The sequence below is a fragment of the Archangium minus genome, assembly GCF_044360475.1.
GTDB classification, from domain to species: domain Bacteria; phylum Myxococcota; class Myxococcia; order Myxococcales; family Myxococcaceae; genus Archangium; species Archangium minus.
In genome coordinates, this window is sequence record NZ_CP043494.1 from 12349774 (window position 1) to 12374258 (window position 24485).

A 24485-nucleotide genomic window follows, 5' to 3' on the forward strand; every position below is an offset into this window, starting at 1 on the left:
GTGCCGGGGCATGTAGGCATCCTCTCCCGGAATGCTGCCACCCGACCTGATGAAAACCGAGGATGCCCGGCACACCGCCTCCCGCGCGTCTCCTGTGGCGGTGGAGCGGCGGTACCTGCTCGTCCTGGACGGCGGCTCCTCCGCGCTGTGCCCGCTCCCCCGGAGTGGCTCGCTGCTGGTGGGCCGACTGCCCACTGCGGATATCCGCGTGGAGGACCCCTCCGTGAGCCGCCAGCATGCGCGGGTGCTCGTGGAAGAAGGGGAGGTCCGCATCGCCGACCTGGGGAGCCATAACGGCGTCCGGCTCAACGGCGAGCGGGTGGTGGGGACCCAGCGGCTCTGGAGCGGTGACGTGGTGACGCTCGGGCATGTCACGCTCGTCTTCCACTGTGGAGACAGGGCCCTGCCCCTGCGCCCCATGCTGGACACCACGGCCCTGCGGGCCCGGCTGGCCGAGGAAGTCGAGCGGGTGGTCAGCTACGAGCGCGTGGTGAGCGTCGTCGCGGTGGAGCTCGGAGCCTCCAGCATCGCCGTTCCCGAGCTGGTGCACATTGCCGGCAAGGCCTTGCGGCTGATGGACCTGGTGGGCCAGGTGGGCACCTCGCTGGTCGTGGTGATGCCCGAGCTGGGAGGAGAAGAGGCCGGGATCGCCGCGCAACACCTCCTGGAGGAGCTCCGACCGAGGGTGCCAGAGGTTCGGGCGGGTCTGGCCACCGTGCCACGGGACGGACTCAACGCCGACGCGCTCTTGTCCGCCGCACGGGCCGCGGCGCTGGTGGCACCCGCGGGGACCTTGCAGGACAGTGGACCCTCGCTCTACCGGCTCCCGCTGGGCGAGCGCGCGGTGATCGTGGCCGACGCCGCGATGGTGGGCCTCTTCGAGCTGCTGCGGCGTCTGGCCTCCAGCCCCCTGCCCGTCCTCATCCATGGCGAGACGGGCGCGGGCAAGGAGAACGCGGCCTGGGCCGTCCACCATTGGTCGCCGCGCTCGGGTGGGCCCTTCGTGGCCCTCAACTGCGCCGCGCTGCCCGAGAGCCTCGTGGAGAGCGAGCTCTTTGGCTACGAGCGGGGCGCATTCTCTGGCGCGGACAAGCCCCGCGCGGGGCTGTTCGAGCGGGCCAGCGGCGGCACCCTCTTCCTGGACGAGGTGGCCGAGCTCTCGCTGGCCGTCCAGGCCAAGCTGCTGCGGGCGTTGGATCAGAAGCGCATCACCCGGCTGGGGGGCTCGCGCGAGCAGGAGGTGGATTTGCGCATCGTGGCCGCAACCCACCGGGTGCTGGCGGACGAGGTGAAGGAGGGCCGCTTCCGGCAGGATCTCTTCTTCCGCCTGTCCACGGCGGTGGTGATACTCCCCCCGCTGCGGGAGCGGCCGCGCGAGCTGCCGTTGCTGGCACAGGCGTTCCTGGAGGAGGCGTGCTCGCGGGCGGGCCGTCCGCTTCTTCAACTCTCCGCTGCCGCCATGGGGGTGCTGGGTGCCCATACCTGGCCTGGCAATGTCCGGGAGCTGAAGAACGCCATGGAGTACGTGGCCGCCACGGCTCCAGGGCCCATCATCGAGCCCTCGCACCTCCCCGCCTCCTTGAGCCAGCCTGTGTCTCCTGCGCCTCCGGCCTCGGAGCCCGCCGCGCCCCCGTCCGTTGGAGGCGGCGAGCCCGCTTCCCGCACCTTCCGCCCCCTGGCCGAGGAGGTGCGTGAGCTGGAGCGCCAGCGCATGGTGGAGGCGCTGGAGGCCACCGGGGGCGTACAGACACGGGCGGCGCAGCTCATCGGCATGCCGCTGCGCACCTTCTCGTTCAAGCTCAGGCAGTACAAGCTCTCCCCCCGTGGGCGATGAAGCCTGGGGAGGAGTGTGGTCTCTGCCCACATGAGCAAGATCTGCCATGTGGGCAAGAGTTGCACGCAAGCTCTGCCGCCCCGCCTCGTGGCGGCCGCTACCGGGACAGCAACCGTTCGAGCCAGGCCTCGCGAGCCGCCATCTGGCTGAAGAAGAGGATTAGCGCAGGCACCTGCCGTAGAGCGTCACGAGCCCGTTGTTGTAGTCCGCGATGGCGACGTCGCCGCAGCCATCTCCGGAGAAATCACCGAGCGCCAGCCCCTGCGGCGCGTAGTGGCTCGCATACGGAATGGGATAGAGCACCTCCGGCCTCAACGCCCCGGCCTCCTGGAGGTAGACGCCCACCTTCAACCAGCCGCCGTGCAGCACCACGACGTCGTCGTCTCCGTCCTTGTCGATATCCGCGACCTGGACGGACTCCGGGATGTCGTAGGTCGTGATGGAAGTGGGGCCGACGAGGCTGCCGTTGGCGTCCTGCACCATGAGCCACAGGACAGTCGGACTGTTGCCAGACTTCGACAACACCGCGTCGATCCGACCGTCGCCGTTCACGTCACCGAGTCCGATGCCACGGGACAGCACGCTCTGCCCCATGAAATAGGTGTTGGGGGTCGTACCGAGGGCGTTGGTGCCGTTGTGCAGGTGGACCGAGAGGTTCGGCACGGCGTAGGCCTGCCCGGACATGACGGCGAGGTCCGGGAGGCCGTCACCGTTCAGGTCACCCACTTCATGGTCATTGTAGCCCGCCGCGTTCGTGGCGAACGGGACGATCTGCGAGAAGGCCCCGGTGCCGGTGCCGTAGAAGAGGGAGGCGCCGCGGCTCCAGCCCAGCGAGATGATGTCGAGATTGCCATCGCGGTTCACGTCCGTGGCGGAGAGCGTGTCCGCATCACGGTCGGCGACCACGACGGCGGGCTTGAGGCCACCCGTCGCCTTGTCCGCGAGCAGGACACTGATCCCCGACCCGTGACCGACGACGACGTCCAGACAACCGTCCTTGCTCAGGTCCGCCAGCGCGATTCCATTTCGACTCGCGGTGGCACCATAGGGATACGACACCGGCGTGCCGAGGCCGCCACCCGCCAGCTGCGGGAAGACGAAGGCGCGGTAAGCACTGGCGGCGTCGGAAGCATAGGTCGTTGTCATGACGACATCAGGGCGCCCGTCGCAGGTGACGTCGCCGATCGCCACCGCATCCGGCCTGCCTCCGACGGAACGGCTCGTGTACGCCCCGAGGGAGAACTGGACGCCGAGGCCGCTCTGAAGGGTCCCGTTCGGCAACGGGTTGGAGGCTTCAGGCGCGGGTGAGCCTGCACCGTCGTGATAGTGCATAGGCCCATCCACGCCAACGAGCGGTCTGCCGTACACATCCCGTGGAACATCGTGGAGAGACATCTCGCCCTGATTGACCGGGGTGCCTGACTCATCGCACCCCACGGCCAACGCCATCGTTACCAAACAAGACACCGCGTACTGACGCATTGCTATTCCCCTTCGCTGAACCCTCAGCTGAGAGTAAGCGTTTGTAGCAAGCGACTCCGACACTCACGGCGTGCATGCGCCTCACGGACTGCGAGTGTTGGCGCGGAACCAGCCCGGCTCCGCACGCACCGCGGTGTTGCTCGTGAACATGCCCCGCGTGAACACCGGATCCTCGAAGAACACATAGGGGTGCACGAGCTCGGGCCGGCTCGCGGCCTCCAGCCTGGCCGAGAGCACCGGAGGCAGCGTGAAGTCGAGCGCATGCAGGTTGCTCTCAAGCTGCTCCAGCCTGCTCGCACCGATGATGGTGGAGGCCACCGCGGGACGCGTCGCCACCCAGTTGAGCGCCACCTGCGCGGGCGGGCGCCCCACCTCCTTCGCCACGGCCACGAGCTGCTCGACGATGGCCCACGGGCGGTCCTTCAAGAACTTGTCGGCGATGGGCAGACCGGTGGCCAGCAGCGCGTGGGCACGCCCCTCCCCTTTCAACTGCGACCCCTCGCGCGTGTATTTGCCCGACAGAAGCCCACCGGCGAGCGGGCTCCAGGGAACGATGGCCGCACCCAGCTCGAGCGCCGCGGGGATGTGCTCGCGCTCGATGTTGCGCTCGGCGAGCGAATACTCCAGTTGCAGCGCCGAGACCCGCTCCCAGCCGTGGCGCTCGGCCAGCGTCTGGGCCCGCGCGAAGTACCAGGCCGGCACGTCGGAGAGGCCGATGTACCGGACCTTCCCCTCGCGCACGAGGTCGGTCAGGGTCCGCATCACCTCCTCCACGGGCGTCAGGCCATCCCAGGCGTGGAGCCAGTACAGGTCCACGTAGTCCGTCTTGAGGCGGCGCAGTGAGCCTTCAAGCGCGCGGTAGATGTTCTTGCGTCCGTTGCCGCCGGAGTTGGGGTCTCCCGGCGAGGTGCCCATGGTGAACTTGGTGGCGATGACGGCCTGGTCGCGCTTGCCATGCTTCGCGAAGAAGTCACCGATGATGCGCTCGCTCGAGCCGGCGGTGTACGCATCCGCGGTGTCGATGAAATTGCCGCCCGCCTCCAGGTAGCGCGCCAGGATTTGATGGGCGGTGCTCTCGGGGTTGCCCCAGCCGAACTCGGTACCGAATGTCATGGTGCCCAGCGCCAGCGGGCTCACCCGGAGCCCCGAGCGGCCGAGCAGGTGGTACTGCGTCAGGGAATCAATGTGATGGGTAGACATGAGGGTGCTCTCAATCCCTGGCAAGTTGTCTTGCCTTCGCGTTGTCGACAGGCCCTCCCATGGGCCCGTCTCGCCGCTACAGATAGGGGGAAGCACACCTGAGAGCGACCCGCTTCTTGCCCTCTTCGTCCTCCACCTCGTAACGCAGCGACTCCCACTCAAGCATCACCTTCTTGCGTGCGGGGCCCCAGCGGTAATCGCCCGAGAAGGTGTCAAACGATCCGTATGCGCCCAGGACTCACACAAACTGCGGGAGAGCCACGAAATCGGGGCAGGCTCATCCACGGCTTTCGACTACAACGAGCGGATCGCCTTCTCTCGATTTTCCATAAATACTTGTATTCCAGGTATTTTCCGGATACATTGCGGTTGTCTGGGATGTCCTCCACCCCAACTCCACATGAACATGTACCCGAACCCAACGACCGTCTGTCCGCGTGCGCACTCGCTCCGCGAGCGCTTCTCCTGGCGCGCGTTGTACCTGTCCTCGAGCCTTGTCGTCCTCGGCCTCATGGCCACCGCTACCCCGGCGGCCCATGCCGCCGAATACTATGTCTCCCCCGACGGCTCAGACTCGAACCCCGGCACGGAGTCCTCCCCCTGGCGACAGATCAGTCGTGCAAACAAGACGGTGGCCGCCGGCGACACGGTGAAGGTCGCGCCCGGCGACTATGACGGCGGATTCACAACGACCGTAAACGGCACCGCCACGGCGCGCATCACCTATGTTTCCACCACCAAATGGGGGGCCAGGATCAACGTCGATCCCAATCCCACAAAAAGGGATTATGGTTGGAAGAATACCGGTGAGTACGTGACGATCGACGGCTTTGAGATCGATGGCACGGCCGAAAACACCTGGCGTTTCGGCATCTACTCCACCGGCAATCACAGCTTGATCACGCGCAACCACGTGCACCACATCGCCGATGAATACCCGGAATGCTCCAACGCCGGAGGCGCGGGCATCGAAGGCGACAACTGGGACATACCGGATGGCGTCGTCGACAACATCGACATCACGGACAACCTCATCCATCACATCGGGCCATTCGAGAAGGCCCCCTGCAACTACTATCAAGGCATCTATCTTATTGCTGGCGGGAAGATCAAGAACAACATCATCTACAAGGTTGTGTCCTGGGGCATTTCGAGCTGGCACGACGCCGGCAATAATGACATCGCGAACAATGTCGTCACCGACTGCGGCTCCGGCGGGATCGCCCTGGGTGCTGGCGGCTCCGGCGCAACGCCCACCTCTGGCGATTACTTCAACGTCTCGAACAACATCGTCTACAGGAACTCGAACTACGGCATCGTTGAGGGTAGCGGATCGATCCTCGGCGCCCACAACACGTATACGAACAACCTGGTTTATGACAGCGGCACCAACTGGCGGTTGCTCAAGCAGGAGTCGATCAACAGCCAGGCGAAGGGAAACAACATCTCCGCCGATCCGCTGTTCGTGGGCTACATCGCCGGCGGCGGGGGAGACTACCACCTCCAGAGCCGCTCGCCCGCGCGCAACGCCGGTTCCGCCACCTATGCGCCCCCGGCGGACTTCGACGGGGTTGCTCGCCCGCAGGAAACCGCGGTTGATATCGGCGCCTATGAGTTTTATGCCTCCAGTGCCTCCGGGCCCACGCTCTGGTGGAAGTTCGACGAAGGCAGTGGCAGTTCCATCAGCGACTCCAGCGGCAACGCCCATACCGGCATGCTCCAAGGCGACTCCTCGTGGGTGGCCGGCCGCCTCGGCTACGCGGTCAACCTCGGGAGCACCGGGAAGGTGGTCATAAACACGTCCACCCCCGTCGATGTCACCACCGGGGACTTCTCGCTCAGTTGCTGGGTGTACCTCAATGCCTTGCCGTCCGCCTGGTCCTCCATCATCAACAAGGGTGGCTCCGGCGTCGCCGGCTATGGCCTGGAGGTGGACCCGGGTAACCGGCTCACGGCGAGTCTGCAGGGCGCGAGCGGCACCAATCAGCATGTGATTGGCCTCACCGTGCTGGCACCGGGCCAATGGTATCACGCTGTCGCGGTGTTCAAGCGCAACGACAAGGTCTACCTCTATCTCAACGGCGAGCTCCAAACCTCGGCCACCTATGCGCCCGGCAACACCAGCAGCCTGTCCAACACCAAGGCCTTCACCCTCGGGAGCTATTCCAACGCGAACACCTGGCATTTGCCGGGTCGAGTGGACGCAGTGAGAATGTACCACCGCGCGCTCACCGCCGCCGAGGTGAGCGCTCTCTACGCCAACGGGAACTGACACGCGCCTCTCATAGGCCGGTTGCGCCTACCGTGCCGGGCGCCTCGCCGGCCTCGGCCTCCGCGCCGTAACGCAGCGACTCCCACGCAAGCATCACCTTCTTGCGTGCGGGGCCCCAGCGGTAGTCACCGAAGACGCCCGTCTTGCGCAGCACGCGGTGACAGGGGATGAGCAACGCCACGGGGTTGTCTCCCACCGCCGAGCCCACCGCTCGCACTGCGTTCTGGTTGCCGATGCTTCGGGCGATGTCCTCGTACGTGGCCACGTGGCCCGGGGAGATGCGCAGCAGCGCCTGCCACACCTGCACCTGGAAGGGCGTGCCCTTCACCAGCACGGACAGCGGCGTGGGCTCGCGCGGGGGTCGCGAGGGGAAGATGCGCTCCGCCCACGAGGCGGTTGCATCACGGGACTCCACGAAGGTGGCACGCGGCCACTGCGCGCGCAGTGACATCAGGGCCTCCTCCGCGGATTCGTCGGAGAGGAAGTGCAGGCCACAGATGCCGCGCTCACAGACGGCGATGAGGCAGTCCCCGAAGGGCGACGGGTGGATGCCGTAGCGCACGGTGAGGCCCTCACCGCCCAGCTTGAACTCACCCGGTGTCATGGCGGTGAGGGTGACGAAGAGTTCGTGCAGCCGACCGCCACCGGACAGGCCCACGGCATAGGACGTGTCGAGCACGCTGTGCCGCTCGGCCAGCAGGCGGCGGGCCGAGACGAGCGTGTGCACCTGGAGGAAGCGCTTGGGGCTGATGCCCGCCCAGCGGGTGAAGAGGCGCTGGAAGTGGAAGGGGCTCAGGCCCACGTGCGCGGCGACGTCGTCCAGGGAGGGCTGCTCGCGCGCATGGGCGTCGAGGTAGAGGATGGCCTGCTCGATTCGGGCGTAGTCGCTGGTCGCCATGCCACGGCTCCTAGAATGGGTGCTCCTGTACCCGGTATGGCCGCCGGGTCGCGCGGGAGCAACCCGGTTCTTGCGCTCCTCCGCGCCGCCCCATGCCGCAAAAAGCGGGTGGCTCGCCCGGTGCGGGTCTCCCTATCCTGCCGCGCGTTCGTTCCACCCACGTCTGGAGCTTCGATGCGTCTCTACGACTATCTCCCCTCCGCCAATGGCTACAAGGTCCGACTCCTGCTCTCCTGGCTGGGCAGGCCCTATGAACTGGTGCCCGTGGACATCTTCGCCGGTGAGAGCCGCACGGAGGACTTCCTGCAGCGAAAGAATCCCGACGGGCGCATCCCCGTGCTCGAGCCCGAGCCGGGCCGCTTCCTGGCGGAGTCCAACGCCATCCTCCTCTACCTCGCGCGGGGCACGCAGTTCCTGCCGGAGGACGCCTTCGAGCGTGCCCAGGTCGACCAGTGGCTCTTCTTCGAGCAGAACAGCATCGAGCCCAACGTGGGCACCGTGCGCTTCTGGCACCTGACGGGCCGCGCCTCCCGCTACCCAGAGGCCTTCCGCCTGCGCGTGGAGCGAGGCCATGAGGCGCTCGCGTCCCTGGAGCGGCACCTTCGCGGGCGCACGTTCCTCGTGGGCGAGCGGCCCACCGTCGCGGACATCGCGCTGTATGCGTACGCGCACGTGGCGCCCGAGGGCGGCTTCTCCCTGGAGCGCTCCCCCGCCGTGTCCGCGTGGCTGGAGCGCGTGAAGGCCCTGCCCGGTCACATCGGAGCGCTGGCGCCGTACTCCGCCAACGCACACGTGGCGGCCGCCTGAGGCCTACAGCTCGAAGTTGAAGCCGGCCTTCTCCAGCTGCTTGTACTTCTTGTGGTCGAAGCGGTAGAGGCGCGCGGCGCGGTGCGAGACGTCCTGCTCCACCTCGTCGAGCTCCTCGAGCAGGTCCATCGAGAGGATCTTCTTGCGGAAGTTCCGCTTGTCGAGTTCGCGCTCGAGGATCTTCTCGTACATGCGCTGGAGCTGCGTCAGGGTGAACTTGGGGGGCAGCAGCTCGAAGCCGATGGGCTGGTAGCGCACCTTGCCCTTCAGCCGCTGGAGCGCCGTGGCGAGGATGTCTCCATGGTCGAAAGCCAGCTTGGGCGCATCCCACACGGAGAACCAGGCGGCCTCCTTCGCATCGGTGGCCGCGTGGACGCGGTGGTCCGTCAGCTTCACCAGGGCGAAGTAGGCCACGCTCACCACCCGGCCTCTCGGGTCCCTGTCCGGAGCGCCGAAGGTGTAGAGCTGCTCCAGCAGGTTGGGGCGGACGCCCGCCTCCTCCTGGAGCTCGCGGCGCGCGGCGTCCTCGAGCGACTCGTCCATGCGCACGAAGCCACCCGGCAGGGCCCACTTCCCCTGGTAGGGCTCCACCCCGCGCCGGATGAGCAGCACCTTCAGGTCCTCCTCATCCAGGCCGAACACCACGCAATCCACCGTCAGCGCCGGACGCGGGTACTCGTAGGTGTAGCTCACGGGTGACTCCTTTCGTGTCATGGCCCTGAGCGCATAGTGTTAGGCCCACACGAAGTCAAGCCGCGCGTCGCGGGTCTATCGGCCGTTCAGCGAGTCGAGGAACAGCTCCTCGAAGAGGGCCTTGTTGGCCTCGGTACCTACCCGGACGCGTCTGCCCTCGGAGGACACCTTCGTCCGGCCCAGCGAGGCCCCCGCCTGGACCACGTCCAGCGAGCGCGTCTCGAAGGAGACCACACCCGGCCGCGTGGCCGAGACCACCGTGAGCGGATCCCACCAGTAGAGCATCTCGAACTCGATGCCCCCCTGCACCTCCGGGTTGGAGAGGATGCGCGAGACGAGCCCCACCTCGGCCGTGGCGGGTTCGGTTCCCACCCGGCTGGACTCCAAACGGCTGGCAAACGTCTTCGTGACGGGCACGGCTCGGGTCGCGTCCAGCGGAACCAGGAACACCTTCTCGGGAGCGAGCGCCTCGATGAGGCCTCGCGCGGCGGCCGCGTCCCCCATGATGTTGAACTCCTGCGAGTTGTCGTACTGCGACTCGGCGCCGCAGCAGATGTTGCCCGGCACGGACACGGCGCCCCCCATGACGTACACGGCCTCGACGTGGCTCTCGAGCTCGGGCTCGAGCTTCAGGGCCTCCGTCACGTTGGTCACTGGCCCGAGCGTTACCACCCGGACGAGGTCCTCTCGTCCGAAGATGTCCGCCAGCAACCGGGGAGCGCTCTGCTGAGCGGGCTCGGTGCTCTGGGTGCAGCCCTCGAAGGTCCTCGAGAGGATGCGCTCGACGCCGTCCCGCATGGGCTCAGGGAACAAGTTGGTCGCCGTGCGCGAGCCATCGGCCACCGGAACATCTGTCAGGCCACACGCCGCGAGCGTGCAGCGCACGTACTGGAGCGCCTTGCCCGGGTAGCCCGCCCCCGTGTTCGTGACGGTGACGGCCGCGAGCTCGACTCGCCCGAGCTTGTGCTCCTGGCAGAGGTAGGCCAGCGCCGAGATGTCATCGATGTCCGCGTCGACATCAGCCACCAGCACGGGCTTGCGAGGTTCAGGGGAGACACAGGCGCCGAGCGCCAGGAGGGCCGCGAGAGCCATGCTCCGACGGAAGAGGATTCGGGTCATGGCTCTTTATGGCATTCCACGTCATGGGGGGGAACACGGGGGAGGAGAACGGGGAGGGATACCCTCACCCCGGCCCTCTCCCAGAGGGAGAGGGAGTGTGGGCCCGACGGAAGGCCTCGGGGCTCATGCCCCACCAACGCTTGAAGGCTCGGTGGAAGGTGGTGGGCTCGCCATAGCCCAGTAGGAAGGAGACTTCTGCGATGGACATCCGGCGTCGCAGGTAGTCCTCCGACAGCTCGCGGCGTACAGCCTCCAGGATGCCTGCGTAGCTCTGTCCTTCCTCCGCCAGCTTCCGCTGCAGCGTGCGCTGGGGCATATGCAGCGCCCTCGCTACCGCCTCGAAGGAGAAGTCCCCTCCCGCCAGCGTGCGCCGCACCTGCTCCCGGACTCGCTCGGAGAGGCTCGCCGTCGTTGGCAGCCGCGCGAGCGCACGCTGGGCCTTCTTCTCGAACATGCTGCTCAGCAGCGCATCCGCGTGGACGAAGGGCCGCTCGGCATCCTCGTGGGAGAATTCGATGTCGCTGTGGGGCGCACCGAAGACGAGCGGACAGCCGAAGAGGTCCTCGTGCTCCAGGATGTCCGCGGGCGCAGGGTGGACAAAGCGCACCTGGAGCGGCCGCACGTCCACCCCCGTGAAGAAGCGCGTCCCCGTGGCGAGTTGCACCATCGCGACCTCGACCATGTGTCGGTGGGCCGGACGCCAGGGCCCCACTGGAGTGAAGCGCATGCGAACCCCACGCACCGTCTCCTCCACCTTGAAGCGCTCCCCATCTCCCCACACGCGCTGGTAGCGGCAGCCACGTACCATGGACTCCTTCAGCGTCGCGCTCGTAAGGATGACGAGCGAGGCGGCATCATCCGGGTCCACGTAGCTCATCCGCGCCATGTGCAGGCCCAGGTTGTCGTCCCCCGTCACCTCCACCGCCCGCTCCAGGACGGTGTCCAGCACGTCGTAGGGGATGCGCGCCTCGGGGTCGTCGAGGTCGGCCCGGTGCAGGCCCACCTCACGACAGAGTGCCTCCACGGGCACGCCGTGCTCAGCCGCTATGTTCAGCGCCTGGAGGACCAGCCGAGAGGAGAGGGCGGCAGGAGGAGAGGACATCGACGGGAGGACGCTAGTGACCGGCTGGCGTTTCTCGCAAGCCACCAGCCCACTTCCTCATTGCGACAGATCGCCCAACACGTCGGAGAGTGTGGGGGCGGTCAGGGCTCGCTCGAACCAACGATCGAGGAGGGTTATGTCCGTACAGGTCAGGACGCGCTGCCGGGCCTGTTCGCTGACAAACCAGCCTCGCGCGGCGAGGATCCGAAGCAAACTCTCCGCCCGCCCCTGTGCCCGGCCCTGCTCCAGGCCCTGCGCCAGGCCCTGCTGGCGCCCTTGTTCGATGAGCTCCTCGCCATAGGTCCGCATCAGTTCCTCCGCTCGGTGTGTCTCCATGACGGAACGTAGCACTCTGCCTATCGCAGCGCGGACGGTCCTGTCCCCGACCTGAAGGAGATAGCGGACAACCAGGCCCAGTTCCTCATCTCCATGGGGGCCGGAGTGAACCTCAGCGAACAGTGCTACCCAGTCCGGCAGCCTCTGGTTGAGCTCTTCGGTGCGCCCGTAGCGCAGCACGAGCAGGGCCAGCCGGGTCAGGGCCGGGCCCGGGCGTGCCATCAGAGCTTCAGCCCGCTCGGCCATCAGGTCATCGAGCAGGTATTCGAAGCGTGGCATGAGCGCGAGCCAAGGCTCCTGCGCCTCCGCCTCATCCGGCAGGTCGAAGAGTTCTTCCACCCGCCGGGGAGCGGACCAGGCGCCATCTGGCCCGTGGTACATCACCAGAGGCACCACCACCGGCAGCTTCTCGCTGTCTGGGTTCGCTTGGCGCCAGTGCTCAAGCTGGCGCACCACGTAGCGCAGCATCCTCAGCGCCATCCACCTGTCCACCCGGGACTGGTGCTCCAGCAACACGTAGAACAGCAGCGGACGCCCCCCGCTCAGGCGGGCTGAAAAGAGCAGATCGCTCTGGGTCTCTCGCAGCTCCGGGTCCACCACGGAGCCGGACTCCCGCTGCAGCGTGGACCAATCCACCTGGGAGATGACCCGAGGGGGCAAAGCGGCGCGCAGTTCGGCCGCGGCCCGCTCGGGCTGACCCAAGGTGTAGCGAACGAAGAGGTCATGAGGTCCGGGCATGGCGAACAGCGCCGGACAAAGCACTCGATGGGCCAGCGGTGCCGCACAGGGAACCGCCGCTCCGGATGCGTCCGTTTCGGCGACTGCCCTCTCACAAAAGAGACGCCAGCACCCACGGCGGGTTGCTCAATGAGCGCAACCCGCTTCACCACAAGCGCCTCGCTCAACCCAGACCGCCTCCGGGACAGCGCGCAGGGTCCCAGCATCCGCTGAGGCGAGTTCAGGCCTCAAGATTCTGACGCCCTCATTGATTTCCGAGGCGACTCTCTCGAGGCACCCGTCCTCCGCGCGCCGGGGGTCCTCACGGAGAAGGAGAGGCCCTGCACGAAGGCCCCGGACAGGCGGGTACGCATTCTGCATTCCCGCCGAACATGACATCGAGAATCCTCTCTCTGTTTGCATTGCTGATGCTGTCCGCCTGTGCCGAGGACCCCGTCGAGGAGGTCTGCCGTGAAGAACCCTGTCCGGCCGTATACACCCCGCCCGTGTCGCTCTCCGTGAGGTCACCCGCTGGACAGCCACTCCCCGACATCATCGTGACGGGAGTGGAGAACCCCTCGTGCAACCGACTGGGGCCGGAGGCAATCTCCTGCTTCATCGGCACAGGACCAGGCCAGTATGTCCTCGACATCCAGGCGGAAGGCTTCGAGCCGGTCCACCTCGAAGTGAATGTGTTCAAGCGAGAGCGGACGACGTGTGACTGCTGCTCACCCGGCTATACGCCGCAGTCCCTGGGAATCCAGCTCGAGCCCGCGACCTGAGAGGACACGGGCTCCGTCCAGGAGCGCAACGACTTCTTCGCCGCACGAGGAACAGGCATCGGCACTCAGCACGCCGCTCAGCTCCACCGAGAGTGGGTCATGCGCCCCTCACACCGTTCCGCTCGCCACGCGCAGGTGAGGCAAGGCGCGTCCGGCGATGACCTGGGCGTAGCTGTCCACCAGCGCGCCGTTGACGGCCTGGGTGTCGCGCCGTAGCGCGTACGCACGCGCCCGCTGACTGAGCGGGCGGCGTGCCTCCGGCCGCAAGAGTGCCTCCACCTGGTGGGTGAGGTCCTCCACGTCCCGAGGCCGGGCCACGGCGCCGCAGTGCCCCTCCCGTACCAACTCAGGCGGCCCGCCCGCGTCCACCACCACCGCCGGCACACCGGAGGCAAGCGACTCCAGCACCACGTTGCCAAACGTCTCGGTGGTGGAGGGGAAGACGAACAGGTCCGCCGAGGCATACCACCGCGCCAGCGCCTCTCCCGTCTGGTGGCCCACGAACCACGCCTCCGGCAGCAGCGACTGGAGCTCGGCTCGCATGGGCCCGTCTCCCACCAGCACCAGCCGGAAGGCATGCCCGCGAGCACGCAGCCGACGGCTCAGCCCCACCAGCTCGTCCAAGTCCTTCTCCCGCACCAGCCTGCTGACCAGCAGCAGCAGCGGCACCGCGTCGCTGGCGCCCACCGAGCGGCGCAGCTCCTCGTCCCGGTGCGCGGGAGAGAAGCGCACCGCGTCCACGCCACGGCTCCACAGCTCGCAGCGGCGCAGCCCCTGGGCCTCCAGCTCACCCATGATGCGGCGGGTGGGTACATACACGCGGGCACACTGGCTATAGAACCAGCGCATGAAGGCCCAGGCGGTGTCCTCGAGCGCCCCGAAGCCGTAGTAGCGCAGGTAGGCCACGAAGTGCGTGTGGAAGCTGCTCACCACGGGGATGCCCCGAGAGCGGGCGTAGCGCTGCGCCCAGAGGGACATGGGCGAGGGCGTGGACACGTGGATGAGCTGTGGGCGGAACGCGTCCAGCTCCCGGGCCACGTCACCTCCTGGGGGCAGGCCCATCCGGTAGTCGCGGTACAACGGGAAGGGGAGCGAGCCGACGCGCCTCGCACGCCACGCCCACCGCAGGTCCTCCGGCGGGCTGAACGCCGAAAACACCCGGAAGTCGACCTGGCGGGCCTCCAGCGTCTCGAACAGCCGCGCCAACGTCAGCGTCACCCCATCCACCAGCGGCAGCAGCGCCTCGCTGAAGTAGGCAATGCGCATCGGCCCCGAGGCGGACCCCAGTCGCTCCCGTACCACGGCTTCGTCGTGCCGTGGCTGCTCCGTGACCGCTCTGACACATGACACGGTGAACACCTCCCCTGGAGAAGAGGTGCCAGCATCCACCGCCGCCACGAGGGCCTTCGAGACGACTGGGTGATTTCGACGTCACGGCCAGCCGCCGCCCTTCAAACGGAAGCTGGCCGCATTGCCGATGGCCTCAGTCTTGCGGCTCAACCCCCCAGATGCGCTGACCGTTCCGGTAAAGCGTCACGCCCTCCCACTCGGTGAAAGAGGTTTTGGAGGGGTCGAAGGAGTAGTCATTGGATTCGTTGAAGTTCGACCAATCGGCCTTGTGGCTGCGGGTTTCGATTACCCCTGAATCGTCACCCGCTGGAATGCTGCCCGCCGCGGAGCTGAAGGTGAGTTCCAGGTAATGGTCCGCCCCCGCCTTGCCTGTGCTCATCTTCACATGCTTGCCCATGACGTTCGAGTTGCCGATGCGGGCATAATCACAATAGAAGGCAAGCGGCTTTTCCCCGTCCACCGTAAACCAATAGCGAATGGCCAGCTCGCTCAGCGGTACGGGCTCGGCACCGTTGTTCTTGATTTTGAAGTGCGGCCTCAGACTGTTATCACCCACCTGGGTGTCCGCCGCACGGTACTGCAGCACGAGCTTGTCCGTGTCCGAGGGAGGTATCGAGACGATGGCCCAGTAGGCCGGCTTGGACTGCAGACGCTCATCGAACAAGAGGGGCCAATCATTGCGGGCCACCGGGAACGTTCGCAGCCAGGTGTTTGCGTCATCCTTACCCCACAACGTGACGCTGGTGATCAGGCTCTTGTGTCTTTTGAAGACCTCGAACAGCTGCTTGTAGAGAGCGGCCTGCTTCTGCTTCAGCTCCTCCGGGAACGTGTCGTACCGCTGCGAGGCGGAAGAGTACACGCTGATGTCCAGTTCGGTGATGTGCGTTTCGACACCCAGGTCAGCGAATTTGACGATGGAGCTTTCGATCTCCTGAAGCGTCGGGTAGTAGAGGCTGATGTGCGTCTGGTGCCCAACGCCATCAATCGGAATCCCCTTGGCCTTCAACCGCTTGACCAGGTTGTACAGCGCCTGGCTCTTGGCTGAGTCGTGGGTGTTGTAGTCGTTGATGAACAACACCGCATCCGGGTCCGCTTCGCGGGCGAACAGGAAGGCCTTCTCGATGAACTCCTCCCCCGCGATCTGGTACCACGAGCTGCGGCGCAATCCGTCGGGCTGCGAGGCATCGATGACCTCGTTGACCACATCCCACGCGGAGATCTGGCCTTTGTACCGGCCCATCACCGCGTTGATGTGATTCTTCATCCTTTGGAACAAGAGCTCCTTGCTCGCCAGGTTCCCGCTCGCATCACGGAAGACCCAGTCCGGCGTTTGCGAGTGCCAGACGAGCGTATGTCCCCGGAGCTGCTGCCCGTTCTCGAGCGCGAACTGAACGGCCGCATCCGAACCACTGAAGTCGAATACGCCCTCCCGCGGCTCCGTGCTGTCCCACTTCAAGACGTTACCCGGTGTCACGCTGTTGAAGTGCTTGGCGAGCAACTTCCTGTCCGCTTCCGTCAGGAGCTCACTGTTGGAAAACGCGGTACCGATCAGAAAATCATCGGCGAAGACGTCCTTGAGCGAAGGAATGCCTTCTTCAATGATGATGGGCCCGAGATCAGGCAGCCTCTCCATGCGGAAATCATCGATGTAGAAGACCAGCGAGGAGTTGTCCGGTGCCTCGAAGTACACGGACAGATTGTCTGCGGCCTCGAGAAGCTTGTACTGGGCTTGGAACCTCACCCAGTCGTTGGGCGTGACCGTGTCGAAGTAGATCCGCTCGTAGTAGGTGGTGCTCGGCGTCCTGCGTTGCATCGTCATATAGACGGTGGTGTTCGGGGCTGCCTGCGGCAGCTTGAGCCACCCCGTGAACACGTAGGTTTGACCCGGCTCCATATGGGCCGTGACGTCCAGCGTCGGCCCGTGCCACGACTGCGTGCGACCCCCTACCTTCAAACCGTACGAGCCGCCACGGGCCGCTTCCGATACCACCTCCAACGTTTCCACCCCCCCACGTCCCGTCCAGCCTTGCGCCGTTCCATCTTCAAAATCAGTCTGGAGGAGCAGGCTGTTTTCGGAATGTGCGGGAGGCGGCGAGAAGAGCAGCAGAATCAAAGATGACGCCAGGAACGTCTGAAGCACTTTCAGCGCAGGCTTTTGCTTCATTGAACGCGTTCTCCTTCCTTGTGCGTGGATTCAGCTCCGACACCGCCCCTCCGGAGAGCTGGGCGTGAACACCGGGCCAGGGTTGAGTGAAGCGCTCTCCTCAGCGGCAACAGTCAGGCGTAAACACTGATTTGCATCAATTCAGGTAAAACTATTATTCAAAGAACTCCATGCACGTCAAATGATTCAAGAGCAGGGAATTTTTCCGTTCGCCTGCTTCGCTCGAGCCTGAAGGACCCGCAGGGAGGAGAGGACATCCACGGGAGGACGGTCGAGACCGGTTGGCGTCTCCTGCAAGCCGTTCTGGCGCCCGGTGCAAGTGCGTGCCGAGGGCTCGGGTGGCACGTTTGAGCCATGACCGAGACCGCCTCTACCACCGCACTCATCCCGCGCATCCACCTCTTCGAGCTGTTGGATCAAGACTGGTACCCGCGAACCCTGCGGGAGCTGGGCACGGACTACCTCTACACCGTCAGCGAGAAGACAGGCGCCTACGACGCCGCGACGGACATCCTCGCCCGGGGCCTGCGCGCCTCGGAGACACCCGAGTTGCTCGACCTGGGCTCGGGAGGAACCGGCCCCCTGCCTCGGCTGTGCCGGCTGCTGAAGTCGAAGCACGGGCTCGAGCCCCACGTGGTGCTCAGCGACCTGTACCCCACTGTCCAAGGAGCGCAGCGGGCGCGCGAGCATGGCGTCGACTACCTGGAGCGGCCAGTGGACGCCACACGGGTGCCCCCGGACCTGCGCGGCATGCGCACCCTCTTCAGCGCGATGCACCACCTCCGGCCCGAGCAGGTGAGGCAGGTGCTCGCGGATGCCCAGGAGCGCAACGTCCCCTTCGCGGCCTTCGAGGTGATGCGCCGCACGCCCGCGGGTGTCCTCGGCATGCTGCCGGTGCCGCTGATGGTGTGGCTCTTCACGCCGTTCATCCGCCCGCTGACGCCGCTGCGCCTGCTGCTCACCTATGTGGTGCCGGTGGCGCCGCTCGCCAGCCTCTGGGACGGACTGGTGTCTGCGCTCCGGGCACACCGTCCCGAGGAGCTGCGCGCCATGACCGCCTCCCTGGCGCGCGAGGGCTACACCTGGGAGGTGGGCGAGCTGCGCAAGCCCGGCAGGCCCACCGTCACCTATGTGCTCGGGCTGCCGGACCGCACCACCCGCTGAGGCCCTCCGCGGGCCTCATGCGTTCGCGACAAGCCGCTTGAGTTGCCGCCAGTCCACGAGCTGCACGGACTCCTCGGCCAGGGAGAACTCGAGTGAGCGGCGCAGGCCCATGATGTCGCCGCCCATCTGGAAGGGCACCTCGCGATCAAAGTCCATGCGCAGGCGCTCGACGAAGTAGTCGTTCATCTTGGGCAGCGGGTGCGCGCCGCGCCACAGCTTGAACATGTTGCGCGTGGCCTCCAGCACCCCCGCGCCATAGACGCGCACGGACAGCCGGTGGGGCACCGCCTGGGCGAAGGGGAAGGCCTTGAAGCCAAAGCCCCACTCGGGCGTGGTGGCCGCACCGGCGACCCCCACGGGGCCCTCGTAGAGGAGCGCCCCCGTCTCTCCACCAGGCAGGGGCACGACAGTGCCGCGTGCATCCATGGTGAGCGCCGGAGCGCCCAGGTTGTACACCTTCACCCGTGGGGCGCCCCTGCCGAAGGTGTGCCGGGGGATGGTACGGGTGAACAGGGCACCCATGTACCCGCGCAGGCCGCCGTTCGCCTCACGCAGAGGGCCGGCCGGAAACTTCGCGAGGTGGTCCTTGAAATCCTGCAGCGTCTCCGCGTCCCAGCCGGTGCCCGCGAAAGGCGCCACCTTGTTCTCCACGCGCACCAGCGAGAAGAGGCGCAGGGGAGGCAGGCGCTCGCCACAGGCCGCGAGCTGACGCAGTGCGTCCACCGGCTTCGGCGCTCCGGTGACGCGCGCCCAGGCATTGCCTGTACCCAAGGGCAGCACGCCGATGGCGGGCAGCGACAGGCCCTGTGCGCGCAGCTCGTTGAGCAGCCCGGTAATGGTGCCGTCTCCCCCGCCGGCCAGCAGCAGCGTAGGGGGGTTGGGACGGAGCTGTTCGGAAATCCAGGTCCGGGCCTCATCCAGCGAGCGGGTGAGGGCGAGGCGGGCACGGGGGAAGATGCGCTGCACCATACCGCCGACTCGCTCGGAGCCACGGCGTGCGCGCAGGTTGACCATCACGGCGATATTCATGGCGGTGCCACTCTCCCCAAGCCATGTCACGGCTTCGTCATGGCGGGCGTGACCGGCTGTCACGTTCCGGTAGCGGACACATGGCCCTCGACCGCTGGGTGCCCCCTCCGGCCTGCTGGTCCTTTGTTGCCCAAGATGGCGACGAAGCACGGCGGCGCACGAAGGACCCGGAACGGCCCCATGCCGGGCAGGCGAGGTGGCGGAAGCCGGATGGGGCGTCCATGATCGGGACGGCGGAGCCAGACATCCGAGGAGAGGACGCCCTGATGGGTAGGGAGCCCGGCACCCGCCCAAGGCCGCGAAATGACGGCGGTTTGGGACATGGGGGGTGGGTTGTGGGAGCGGTGCCGCGGCTGGTATCTGCGAGGCCGTATGCCCGTCAGCCGGCGGAACGGGCCCTGCAATTCCGCCCCACATCATGACCTTCCTCAACAACTCGTATTCGCTGGTGGTGGTGCTCGCCCTCGCTCTGGGTAATGTGGCGGGGGCGGCGCCGCGCCGCGTGGTGGTCGCCAATGGCGACTGCAAGGACGCGGAGCTCAGCAGTCAGACCAAGGCCCTCTACGACACGCTGGTGGCCCGTCCGGGGGAGAACGTTCTCACCGCGTCGGACTTCGTCGAGCGTCTCTTCCCGCAGCCCTCCGGCAGCTTCGAGGACATCAAGCGGCAGCTCGAGGCCGCCCAGGGCCAGTTCTACGAGGCACGCTACGCCCGGGCCGCTCCGGCCATCGACGAGGTGCTGCGGCAGGTGGCGCGTCTCCCGGTGGGCGAGGCCCGCTGGAAGCTGTACGTCGACGCGCTGCTGCTCCAGGCCGTCAACTACCGCGCCATGGGCCGGGTGAAGGAGAGCGACGAGGCCTTCCGCGGCGTGCTGCGGCTGGACGCGCAGTACGAGCTCGACCCGAACTACTACACGCCCTCCACGCGCCAGGCCTTCGACAGGCTGCGCCGCGAGCTGGCCCGCGCGAAGAAGGTGCGGCTCTCGGTCCAGTCCTCCACCCTGCCCGCCGCAGAGGTGTTCCTCGATGGCCGGAGCATGGGGCAGACCCCGCTGACGCTGGAGGTGCACGCTGGCACCTACGAGCTCACCCTGAAGAAGGGAGCGGCTGTCAGCTTCCCACATCAAATCCCGGTGCAGGGCGAGGAGACGCCGGTGCTCGTGGATCTGGCCTACGAGGGCGCCATCTCCGCGAGCCCCTTCCCCTGCCTCGCCTCCGCGGATGGCGAGCAGGGGCTCTCCCACGCCATCCGGCTGGGGGGCACGCTGGGCGTGGAAGAGGTCATCGTCGTGAAGCTGGAGGGGGCGAGCAGCGGGCCGAAGTGGCTCGCCGCCACCGTGCTCAACGTGGAGGGAGGCCAGAAGCTGCGCGAGGGTGGTTTCAAGACGCGGGGGCTCGACGCCCCGGCCGAGTCGCTCAACGCGCTGGTCGACTTCGTCACCACCGGAAAAGCCCAGCCAAGCGTCGTGGTTGCTCAGGCCAACATCCAGCCGCCCTGGGAGGCGCCTTCCGCTGAGCAGGCCGGGCTCTCCGAGGCAACGGCGAAGTCTGGCTCCGTGCGTCCCCTGCGCGTGGTCTCGTATGTGACGCTGGGTGCGGGCGTGGCGGCCCTGGCGGGCACGGGCATCCTGCGGCTCGCCATCCAGAAGGACTCGCAGGCGCTCGAGCAGGGCAACCACCTCAACGCCAACGGCAACGTCAACGCCGATGATCGCGTCGGCCGGGAGATCGTCAACCGCATGGCGGGGAAGGTCCGCATCCACAACGGGCTGCTCATCGGCTCGGGCGCGGCGCTCGCTACCGGGCTCGTGCTCTTCCTGCTCTCCCCCGCGGAGGCCCCGCCGCCCGTGTCGGTGGGCGTCGTGGCGGGCCCGAATGGGGCGGGTGCCTCGCTCTCCGGGACGTTCTGACGCCGGCTCGGGTACGTTCCCGCGCATGAACGTACTCCTGGCCCTGCTCCTGGCCGCGAGCGCCACCAGCGCTCCGGCCCCCCGCACCTTCCGCGTCGACTACTTCCACACCGGCAACGCCACCGAGGAGCGCTTCAGCCTCGATCGGCTCGTGGTGGAGCCGCTGCCCTGGCCGGGCAGCCCCTCGCGCGCCATCGACGAGACCAACCTCGGCAAGTACCTCTTCGAGGTGCGCGACCGGGACACGAACCGCCTGCTGTACTCGCGCGGCTTCGCCTCCATCTACGGCGAGTGGGAGACGACGCCCGAGGCGCGCGAGGTGAACCGCACCTTCCACGAGTCCCTGCGCTTCCCCACCCCGGAGAAGCCCGTGCAGGTGATTCTCAAGAAGCGCGCGAAGGACAACTCCTTCCGCGAGGTGTGGAGCCTCACGGTGGACCCCAAGGACATGTTCGTCGACCCGTCCGAGCCCGCCTCGCCTGGCGCGTTGGTGAAGCTGTTGGACAACGGCCCGCCGGCGGACAAGGTGGACTTCCTCATCCTCGGGGACGGCTACACCGAGAAGGAGCGCGCTCGGTTCGAGAAGGACGCACGCCGGTTGGTGGACATCCTCTTCACCTTCTCGCCCTTCAAGGAGCGCAAGCAGGACTTCAACGTCTGGGGCCTGATGCCGGCCTCCCGGCAGTCGGGCATTTCCCGCCCGTCCACCGGCATCTACCGAGACTCGCCCGTGGGCGCCACGTATGACGCCTTCGGCAGCGAGCGCTACGTCCTCACCTTCGAGAACCGCCGCTTCCGCGACATCGCCTCGTTCGCGCCCTACGAGTTCGTCGAAATCCTCGTCAACGGCAACACCTACGGCGGCGGTGGCATCTTCGGTCTCTACAGCACCGTGGCCGCCGACAACCTGTGGTCCCCCTACGTCTTCGTCCACGAGTTCGGCCACCACTTCGCGGGCCTCGCGGACGAGTACTACACCTCCGAGTCGGCCTACGCCCCGGCCGAGGATCGCGTGGAGCCTTGGGAGAAGAACGTCACCGCGCTCCTGGACCCCTCGCGGCTCAAGTGGAAGGACCTGGTGGCCGCCAACACGCCGCTGCCCACGCCGTGGAAGAAGGAGGAGTATGAGAACCACGCGCGAGAGGTGCAGAAGGAGCGCCGCCGCATCCGCGCCGAGCGCCGTCCCGAGTCGGAGATGGACGCGCTCTTCACCGCCCAGCGCGACTGGGAGGAGCAGTTCCTCAGCAAGCAGCAGTACTCGGGCAAGGTGGGCGCCTTCGAGGGCGCCATGTACGAGGCCCGTGGCTACTACCGGCCCCAGCTCGACTGCGTGATGTTCACCCGGGACCGAGTGCCCTTCTGCTCCGTATGCCAGCGCGCCATCTCCGAGGTCATCGACCTGTACGCGGGCAAGGGAGCAAAGGGGACGAAGAAGGCACCTTGAGGTTTGGCCTCGCGGCCCGGGAGCTGGGTTCCGGGCCGCCAGGGCGTTGCTCCCCTGCCTGCTGCGGGCCGAGTTGTACGTCTCCAACCTGACACGGAAAGGAGGCGGACACACCCATGGCCATGATGCACAATCAGGAGACGGAGTCCTGGTCTGGTGAGGGAGTAGGAACGAGCGCGGAGTCCTTCCTCGCGCGAATCAACCGTGAGGTCCCCGAGTACTCTCCGACCGAGGCGGCGGACGCGGTGATCAGCGCACTCTGCGAACGGCTCCCTGGCGGGTTGGTTCAGGAGTTGAGGGAGCAGTTCCCTGAGAGTCTGCGCAGGCTCTTCGAGCGCAGTTGGAAGGACCGGAGCGCGCCCGCGAACAAGTTCGACAAGGACGACTTCTACCTGGACATCGCCGAGCGACTGCAGATTGAACCCGAGAGCGTCCGCCTCGTGCTCCATGTCGTCTTCGGTTCCATCCACTCCCAGATTACCGAGAGGCTGGCGGAGAAGATCGCCGCCGAGATGCCTCCCAACATCTCCGGCACCTGGGACGCCGCGCGCCGCGACGCGGACCTGCCTCGCTGAGCGCTCTTGGTGAAAATGAAAACCCCGGAGGGCGCTTTCGCCCCCCGGGGTTTCCCATGCCCTCTCTGACGACTACCGGCCCTGGCCCTCGATGGCGAAGACGAGCGTCACCGTCGCAGTCACCGTCTGCTCCTGCGGCTGGATGGGCGTCGTCACGTCCGCGGCTCCGGCCATCTCGAAGCGCGCCGCCACCGCGAAGGGGCGCGGCGGCTCCGTCACCGTGCTCGCATCCAGCACCGGCCCCAGCCTCACGCCCAGCGACGTGGCCAGCACCTGCGCCGACTGCCTCGCCCGCTCCACCGCGTCGCGCAGCGCGTCACCCTTCACCACCTCCGGCTTGCTCAGCCCGAAGCGCACCGAGTCCACCCGGTTCGCCCCCGCGCCCAGCGCCGTGTCCAACAGCGGCCCCACCCGCGCCAGCTCGCGCACGTGCACCTCCACCATGTTGCTCACCCGGTAGCCCTTGAGCTTCGGCGTCGCCTCCGGCCTGGGCTGGGGCTCGAACTCCGGGAATACCGTGTAGTTGCGCGTCTCAATCTCCTTGCGCGGGATGCCCGCCTGCACCAGCGCGGCGATCACCTTGTCCATCTTCCGCGCGTTCTCCTCCGCCGCCGCCTTCGCCGTGGGCGCCAGCGTCTCCATCGCCAGGTCGATGAAGGCCTCGTCCGGCGCGACCTTCACCTCGCCGGTGCCCTCCACTCGGATGGTCCGAGCCAGGGGATTCACCAGCGGCGTCGCCGGAGTCGGTGACGGCTGCCTGGCTTGAGCCAGCGCTACGGGAGCGGCCAGGGTGCTGAGCAGCAGAACGAGCAATGGGGTTGTACGCACGGCTGGCATCGAAGTGCCTCCTGTGGATAAGGGGTTGCGCCTTGTACCTCCTGACGGAGGAGCAGGAGCGGTATTCTCGCGAGCCACGGGCAAATGTCATGCGGATATTTGCAGGGGTGATGGCGCTACTCTTCGCTGACATGAGCCACGGGGAGTGATGGTACGCGTAGAGCGAGAAGATCTCGTCCGCCCAGTCGGGAAGCAGCTGAACGAGCCGGCCGTCATCCAGATACTCGCGTGTGTTGAGCTCGAACAATTGCGCGCTGCCCTGCCCCCCGAGGCAGGCCGCGAGAATCGCGCCTGTGTCGGGCTCATGGTCCTGGACCCGATCGCGGAGTTCAGCTTGAGCGACTTCGACAAGGTGCATCGAACCAATGTGAGAGGCACATTCGTTGTCACGCAGCAGGCCGCGCGGCGGGTTCGTTCAGGTGGCGCCATCATCAACCTGTCGACGTCCGCCGAGCGGCAGGCGCTCCCCACGTATGGGGTCTACGCCGCGTCCAAGGGCGCCGTGGAAGCGATGAGCCAGCTCCTGACGCGGGAACAGAGGGGCCGCGCCATTTCAGCCGTTATTCTCTTGCGCCCAACGTTGATGGCATTGGCACATATCGCTGCCCTCCGTTCTTTTCCCAGTCAGTGCATCTAGAAAAATCCGTCGAGCGGACAGACCCGCCTTATGTGTTGACGGGTGAATCCCTTTCTGTATTTTGCCGGCCGCTCGCTTCTTCATCCGGGGGGACGACTCTCCTTTCTCAAGAATAGTTGAGGGATTGGTTGGAC

20 protein-coding genes are annotated in these 24485 nt (G+C 66.8%); 9 read left to right on the top strand and 11 right to left on the bottom strand.

What is annotated here, in order from left to right; genetic code table 11:
- Nucleotides 1-31 precede the first annotated feature (31 nt).
- Nucleotides 32-1834 (top strand): sigma 54-interacting transcriptional regulator, encoded by a 1803-nt coding sequence (locus F0U60_RS50790; protein ID WP_395811758.1) that lies wholly within the window; start codon nucleotides 32-34, stop codon nucleotides 1832-1834.
- 159 nt (nucleotides 1835-1993) lie between these two features.
- Here F0U60_RS50790 and F0U60_RS50795 read toward each other — a convergent pair whose 3' ends face one another.
- Both F0U60_RS50795 and F0U60_RS50800 read right to left on the bottom strand, forming a co-directional pair.
- Nucleotides 1994-3166, bottom strand: a complete 1173-nt coding sequence (locus F0U60_RS50795) for an FG-GAP repeat domain-containing protein (RefSeq protein WP_395811759.1) — start codon at nucleotides 3164-3166, stop codon at nucleotides 1994-1996.
- Between the two features lie 231 nt (nucleotides 3167-3397).
- Nucleotides 3398-4516, bottom strand: coding sequence for an aldo/keto reductase (locus F0U60_RS50800; RefSeq protein WP_395811760.1), 1119 nt, complete (start codon nucleotides 4514-4516; stop codon nucleotides 3398-3400).
- A 400-nt stretch (nucleotides 4517-4916) separates the two neighbouring features.
- Here F0U60_RS50800 and F0U60_RS50805 point away from each other — a divergent pair, with 400 nt between their 5' ends.
- Nucleotides 4917-6788, top strand: a complete 1872-nt coding sequence (locus F0U60_RS50805) for a LamG-like jellyroll fold domain-containing protein (protein ID WP_395811761.1) — start codon at nucleotides 4917-4919, stop codon at nucleotides 6786-6788.
- Between the two features lie 10 nt (nucleotides 6789-6798).
- Here the strand turns inward: F0U60_RS50805 and F0U60_RS50810 are convergent, their stop codons facing one another.
- On the bottom strand, nucleotides 6799-7686 hold the full coding sequence (locus F0U60_RS50810; protein WP_395811762.1) for a bifunctional transcriptional activator/DNA repair enzyme AdaA: 888 nt from the start codon (nucleotides 7684-7686) through the stop codon (nucleotides 6799-6801).
- 174 nt (nucleotides 7687-7860) lie between these two features.
- Here F0U60_RS50810 and F0U60_RS50815 point away from each other — a divergent pair, with 174 nt between their 5' ends.
- The gene (locus tag F0U60_RS50815; protein ID WP_395811763.1) at nucleotides 7861-8493 is read left to right on the top strand and encodes a glutathione S-transferase family protein; all 633 of its coding nucleotides are present in this window, start codon (nucleotides 7861-7863) and stop codon (nucleotides 8491-8493) included.
- A gap of 3 nt (nucleotides 8494-8496) precedes the next feature.
- On the opposite strand, the gene F0U60_RS50820 is transcribed toward F0U60_RS50815, so the two are convergent.
- From F0U60_RS50820 to F0U60_RS50835, 4 genes are all read right to left on the bottom strand, one after another.
- Entirely contained in the window at nucleotides 8497-9186 is a 690-nt protein-coding gene (locus tag F0U60_RS50820) for an NUDIX hydrolase (RefSeq protein WP_395811764.1), read from the bottom strand.
- Nucleotides 9187-9261: 75 nt separating this feature from the next.
- A complete protein-coding gene (locus tag F0U60_RS50825; RefSeq protein WP_395811765.1) occupies nucleotides 9262-10305 on the bottom strand; it encodes a nucleoside hydrolase in 1044 nt (347 codons plus the stop codon).
- Between the two features lie 64 nt (nucleotides 10306-10369).
- Nucleotides 10370-11407 (bottom strand): AraC family transcriptional regulator ligand-binding domain-containing protein, encoded by a 1038-nt coding sequence (locus tag F0U60_RS50830; RefSeq protein ID WP_395811766.1) that lies wholly within the window; start codon nucleotides 11405-11407, stop codon nucleotides 10370-10372.
- 57 nt (nucleotides 11408-11464) lie between these two features.
- Entirely contained in the window at nucleotides 11465-12481 is a 1017-nt protein-coding gene (locus F0U60_RS50835) for an Rpn family recombination-promoting nuclease/putative transposase (protein WP_395811767.1), read from the bottom strand.
- Between the two features lie 371 nt (nucleotides 12482-12852).
- Here F0U60_RS50835 and F0U60_RS50840 point away from each other — a divergent pair, with 371 nt between their 5' ends.
- Nucleotides 12853-13242 (top strand): hypothetical protein, encoded by a 390-nt coding sequence (locus tag F0U60_RS50840; RefSeq protein ID WP_395811768.1) that lies wholly within the window; start codon nucleotides 12853-12855, stop codon nucleotides 13240-13242.
- Nucleotides 13243-13350: 108 nt separating this feature from the next.
- Here the strand turns inward: F0U60_RS50840 and F0U60_RS50845 are convergent, their stop codons facing one another.
- Nucleotides 13351-14592 carry a glycosyltransferase family 4 protein gene (locus F0U60_RS50845; protein WP_395811769.1) on the bottom strand — a complete coding sequence of 414 codons (1242 nt, stop codon included), beginning with the start codon at nucleotides 14590-14592 and terminating at the stop codon, nucleotides 13351-13353.
- Nucleotides 14593-14725: 133 nt separating this feature from the next.
- Nucleotides 14726-16756 carry an endo-1,4-beta-xylanase gene (locus tag F0U60_RS50850; RefSeq protein WP_395811770.1) on the bottom strand — a complete coding sequence of 677 codons (2031 nt, stop codon included), beginning with the start codon at nucleotides 16754-16756 and terminating at the stop codon, nucleotides 14726-14728.
- Between the two features lie 354 nt (nucleotides 16757-17110).
- Here F0U60_RS50850 and F0U60_RS50855 point away from each other — a divergent pair, with 354 nt between their 5' ends.
- Entirely contained in the window at nucleotides 17111-17920 is an 810-nt protein-coding gene (locus F0U60_RS50855; protein WP_395811771.1) for a hypothetical protein, read from the top strand.
- A gap of 15 nt (nucleotides 17921-17935) precedes the next feature.
- Here the strand turns inward: F0U60_RS50855 and F0U60_RS50860 are convergent, their stop codons facing one another.
- Nucleotides 17936-18949 carry a diacylglycerol/lipid kinase family protein gene (locus F0U60_RS50860; protein WP_395811772.1) on the bottom strand — a complete coding sequence of 338 codons (1014 nt, stop codon included), beginning with the start codon at nucleotides 18947-18949 and terminating at the stop codon, nucleotides 17936-17938.
- 418 nt (nucleotides 18950-19367) lie between these two features.
- Between F0U60_RS50860 and F0U60_RS50865 the strand changes: the two genes are divergently transcribed.
- The 3 genes from F0U60_RS50865 to F0U60_RS50875 all read left to right on the top strand — a co-directional run bounded on the left by F0U60_RS50865 (nucleotide 19368) and on the right by F0U60_RS50875 (nucleotide 22877).
- Entirely contained in the window at nucleotides 19368-20858 is a 1491-nt protein-coding gene (locus F0U60_RS50865) for a PEGA domain-containing protein (protein ID WP_395811773.1), read from the top strand.
- Nucleotides 20859-20883: 25 nt separating this feature from the next.
- On the top strand, nucleotides 20884-22302 hold the full coding sequence (locus F0U60_RS50870; RefSeq protein WP_395811774.1) for an IgA Peptidase M64: 1419 nt from the start codon (nucleotides 20884-20886) through the stop codon (nucleotides 22300-22302).
- Nucleotides 22303-22418: 116 nt separating this feature from the next.
- A complete protein-coding gene (locus F0U60_RS50875) occupies nucleotides 22419-22877 on the top strand; it encodes a DUF2267 domain-containing protein (RefSeq protein ID WP_395811775.1) in 459 nt (152 codons plus the stop codon).
- A gap of 72 nt (nucleotides 22878-22949) precedes the next feature.
- Here the strand turns inward: F0U60_RS50875 and F0U60_RS50880 are convergent, their stop codons facing one another.
- Entirely contained in the window at nucleotides 22950-23714 is a 765-nt protein-coding gene (locus tag F0U60_RS50880; protein ID WP_395811776.1) for an SIMPL domain-containing protein, read from the bottom strand.
- Between the two features lie 148 nt (nucleotides 23715-23862).
- Between F0U60_RS50880 and F0U60_RS50885 the strand changes: the two genes are divergently transcribed.
- Nucleotides 23863-24351 (top strand): SDR family oxidoreductase, encoded by a 489-nt coding sequence (locus F0U60_RS50885; RefSeq protein ID WP_395825811.1) that lies wholly within the window; start codon nucleotides 23863-23865, stop codon nucleotides 24349-24351.
- The last annotated feature ends 134 nt before the right edge of the window (nucleotides 24352-24485 follow it).

What these genes read in the sequence shown, in the direction of transcription:
- F0U60_RS50790 (WP_395811758.1), top strand. Translation starts at nt 32, where the DNA reads ATGCTGCCACCCGACCTGATGAAAACCGAGGATGCCCGGCACACCGCC.
- F0U60_RS50795 (WP_395811759.1), bottom strand. Translation starts at nt 3,166, where the DNA reads ATGCACTATCACGACGGTGCAGGCTCACCCGCGCCTGAAGCCTCCAAC.
- F0U60_RS50800 (WP_395811760.1), bottom strand. Translation starts at nt 4,516, where the DNA reads ATGTCTACCCATCACATTGATTCCCTGACGCAGTACCACCTGCTCGGC.
- F0U60_RS50805 (WP_395811761.1), top strand. Translation starts at nt 4,917, where the DNA reads ATGAACATGTACCCGAACCCAACGACCGTCTGTCCGCGTGCGCACTCG.
- F0U60_RS50810 (WP_395811762.1), bottom strand. Translation starts at nt 7,686, where the DNA reads ATGGCGACCAGCGACTACGCCCGAATCGAGCAGGCCATCCTCTACCTC.
- F0U60_RS50815 (WP_395811763.1), top strand. Translation starts at nt 7,861, where the DNA reads ATGCGTCTCTACGACTATCTCCCCTCCGCCAATGGCTACAAGGTCCGA.
- F0U60_RS50825 (WP_395811765.1), bottom strand. Translation starts at nt 10,305, where the DNA reads ATGACCCGAATCCTCTTCCGTCGGAGCATGGCTCTCGCGGCCCTCCTG.
- F0U60_RS50830 (WP_395811766.1), bottom strand. Translation starts at nt 11,407, where the DNA reads ATGTCCTCTCCTCCTGCCGCCCTCTCCTCTCGGCTGGTCCTCCAGGCG.
- F0U60_RS50835 (WP_395811767.1), bottom strand. Translation starts at nt 12,481, where the DNA reads ATGCCCGGACCTCATGACCTCTTCGTTCGCTACACCTTGGGTCAGCCC.
- F0U60_RS50840 (WP_395811768.1), top strand. Translation starts at nt 12,853, where the DNA reads ATGACATCGAGAATCCTCTCTCTGTTTGCATTGCTGATGCTGTCCGCC.
- F0U60_RS50850 (WP_395811770.1), bottom strand. Translation starts at nt 16,756, where the DNA reads ATGAAGCAAAAGCCTGCGCTGAAAGTGCTTCAGACGTTCCTGGCGTCA.
- F0U60_RS50855 (WP_395811771.1), top strand. Translation starts at nt 17,111, where the DNA reads ATGACCGAGACCGCCTCTACCACCGCACTCATCCCGCGCATCCACCTC.
- F0U60_RS50860 (WP_395811772.1), bottom strand. Translation starts at nt 18,949, where the DNA reads ATGAATATCGCCGTGATGGTCAACCTGCGCGCACGCCGTGGCTCCGAG.
- F0U60_RS50865 (WP_395811773.1), top strand. Translation starts at nt 19,368, where the DNA reads ATGACCTTCCTCAACAACTCGTATTCGCTGGTGGTGGTGCTCGCCCTC.
- F0U60_RS50870 (WP_395811774.1), top strand. Translation starts at nt 20,884, where the DNA reads ATGAACGTACTCCTGGCCCTGCTCCTGGCCGCGAGCGCCACCAGCGCT.
- F0U60_RS50875 (WP_395811775.1), top strand. Translation starts at nt 22,419, where the DNA reads ATGGCCATGATGCACAATCAGGAGACGGAGTCCTGGTCTGGTGAGGGA.
- F0U60_RS50880 (WP_395811776.1), bottom strand. Translation starts at nt 23,714, where the DNA reads ATGCCAGCCGTGCGTACAACCCCATTGCTCGTTCTGCTGCTCAGCACC.
- F0U60_RS50885 (WP_395825811.1), top strand. Translation starts at nt 23,863, where the DNA reads ATGGTACGCGTAGAGCGAGAAGATCTCGTCCGCCCAGTCGGGAAGCAG.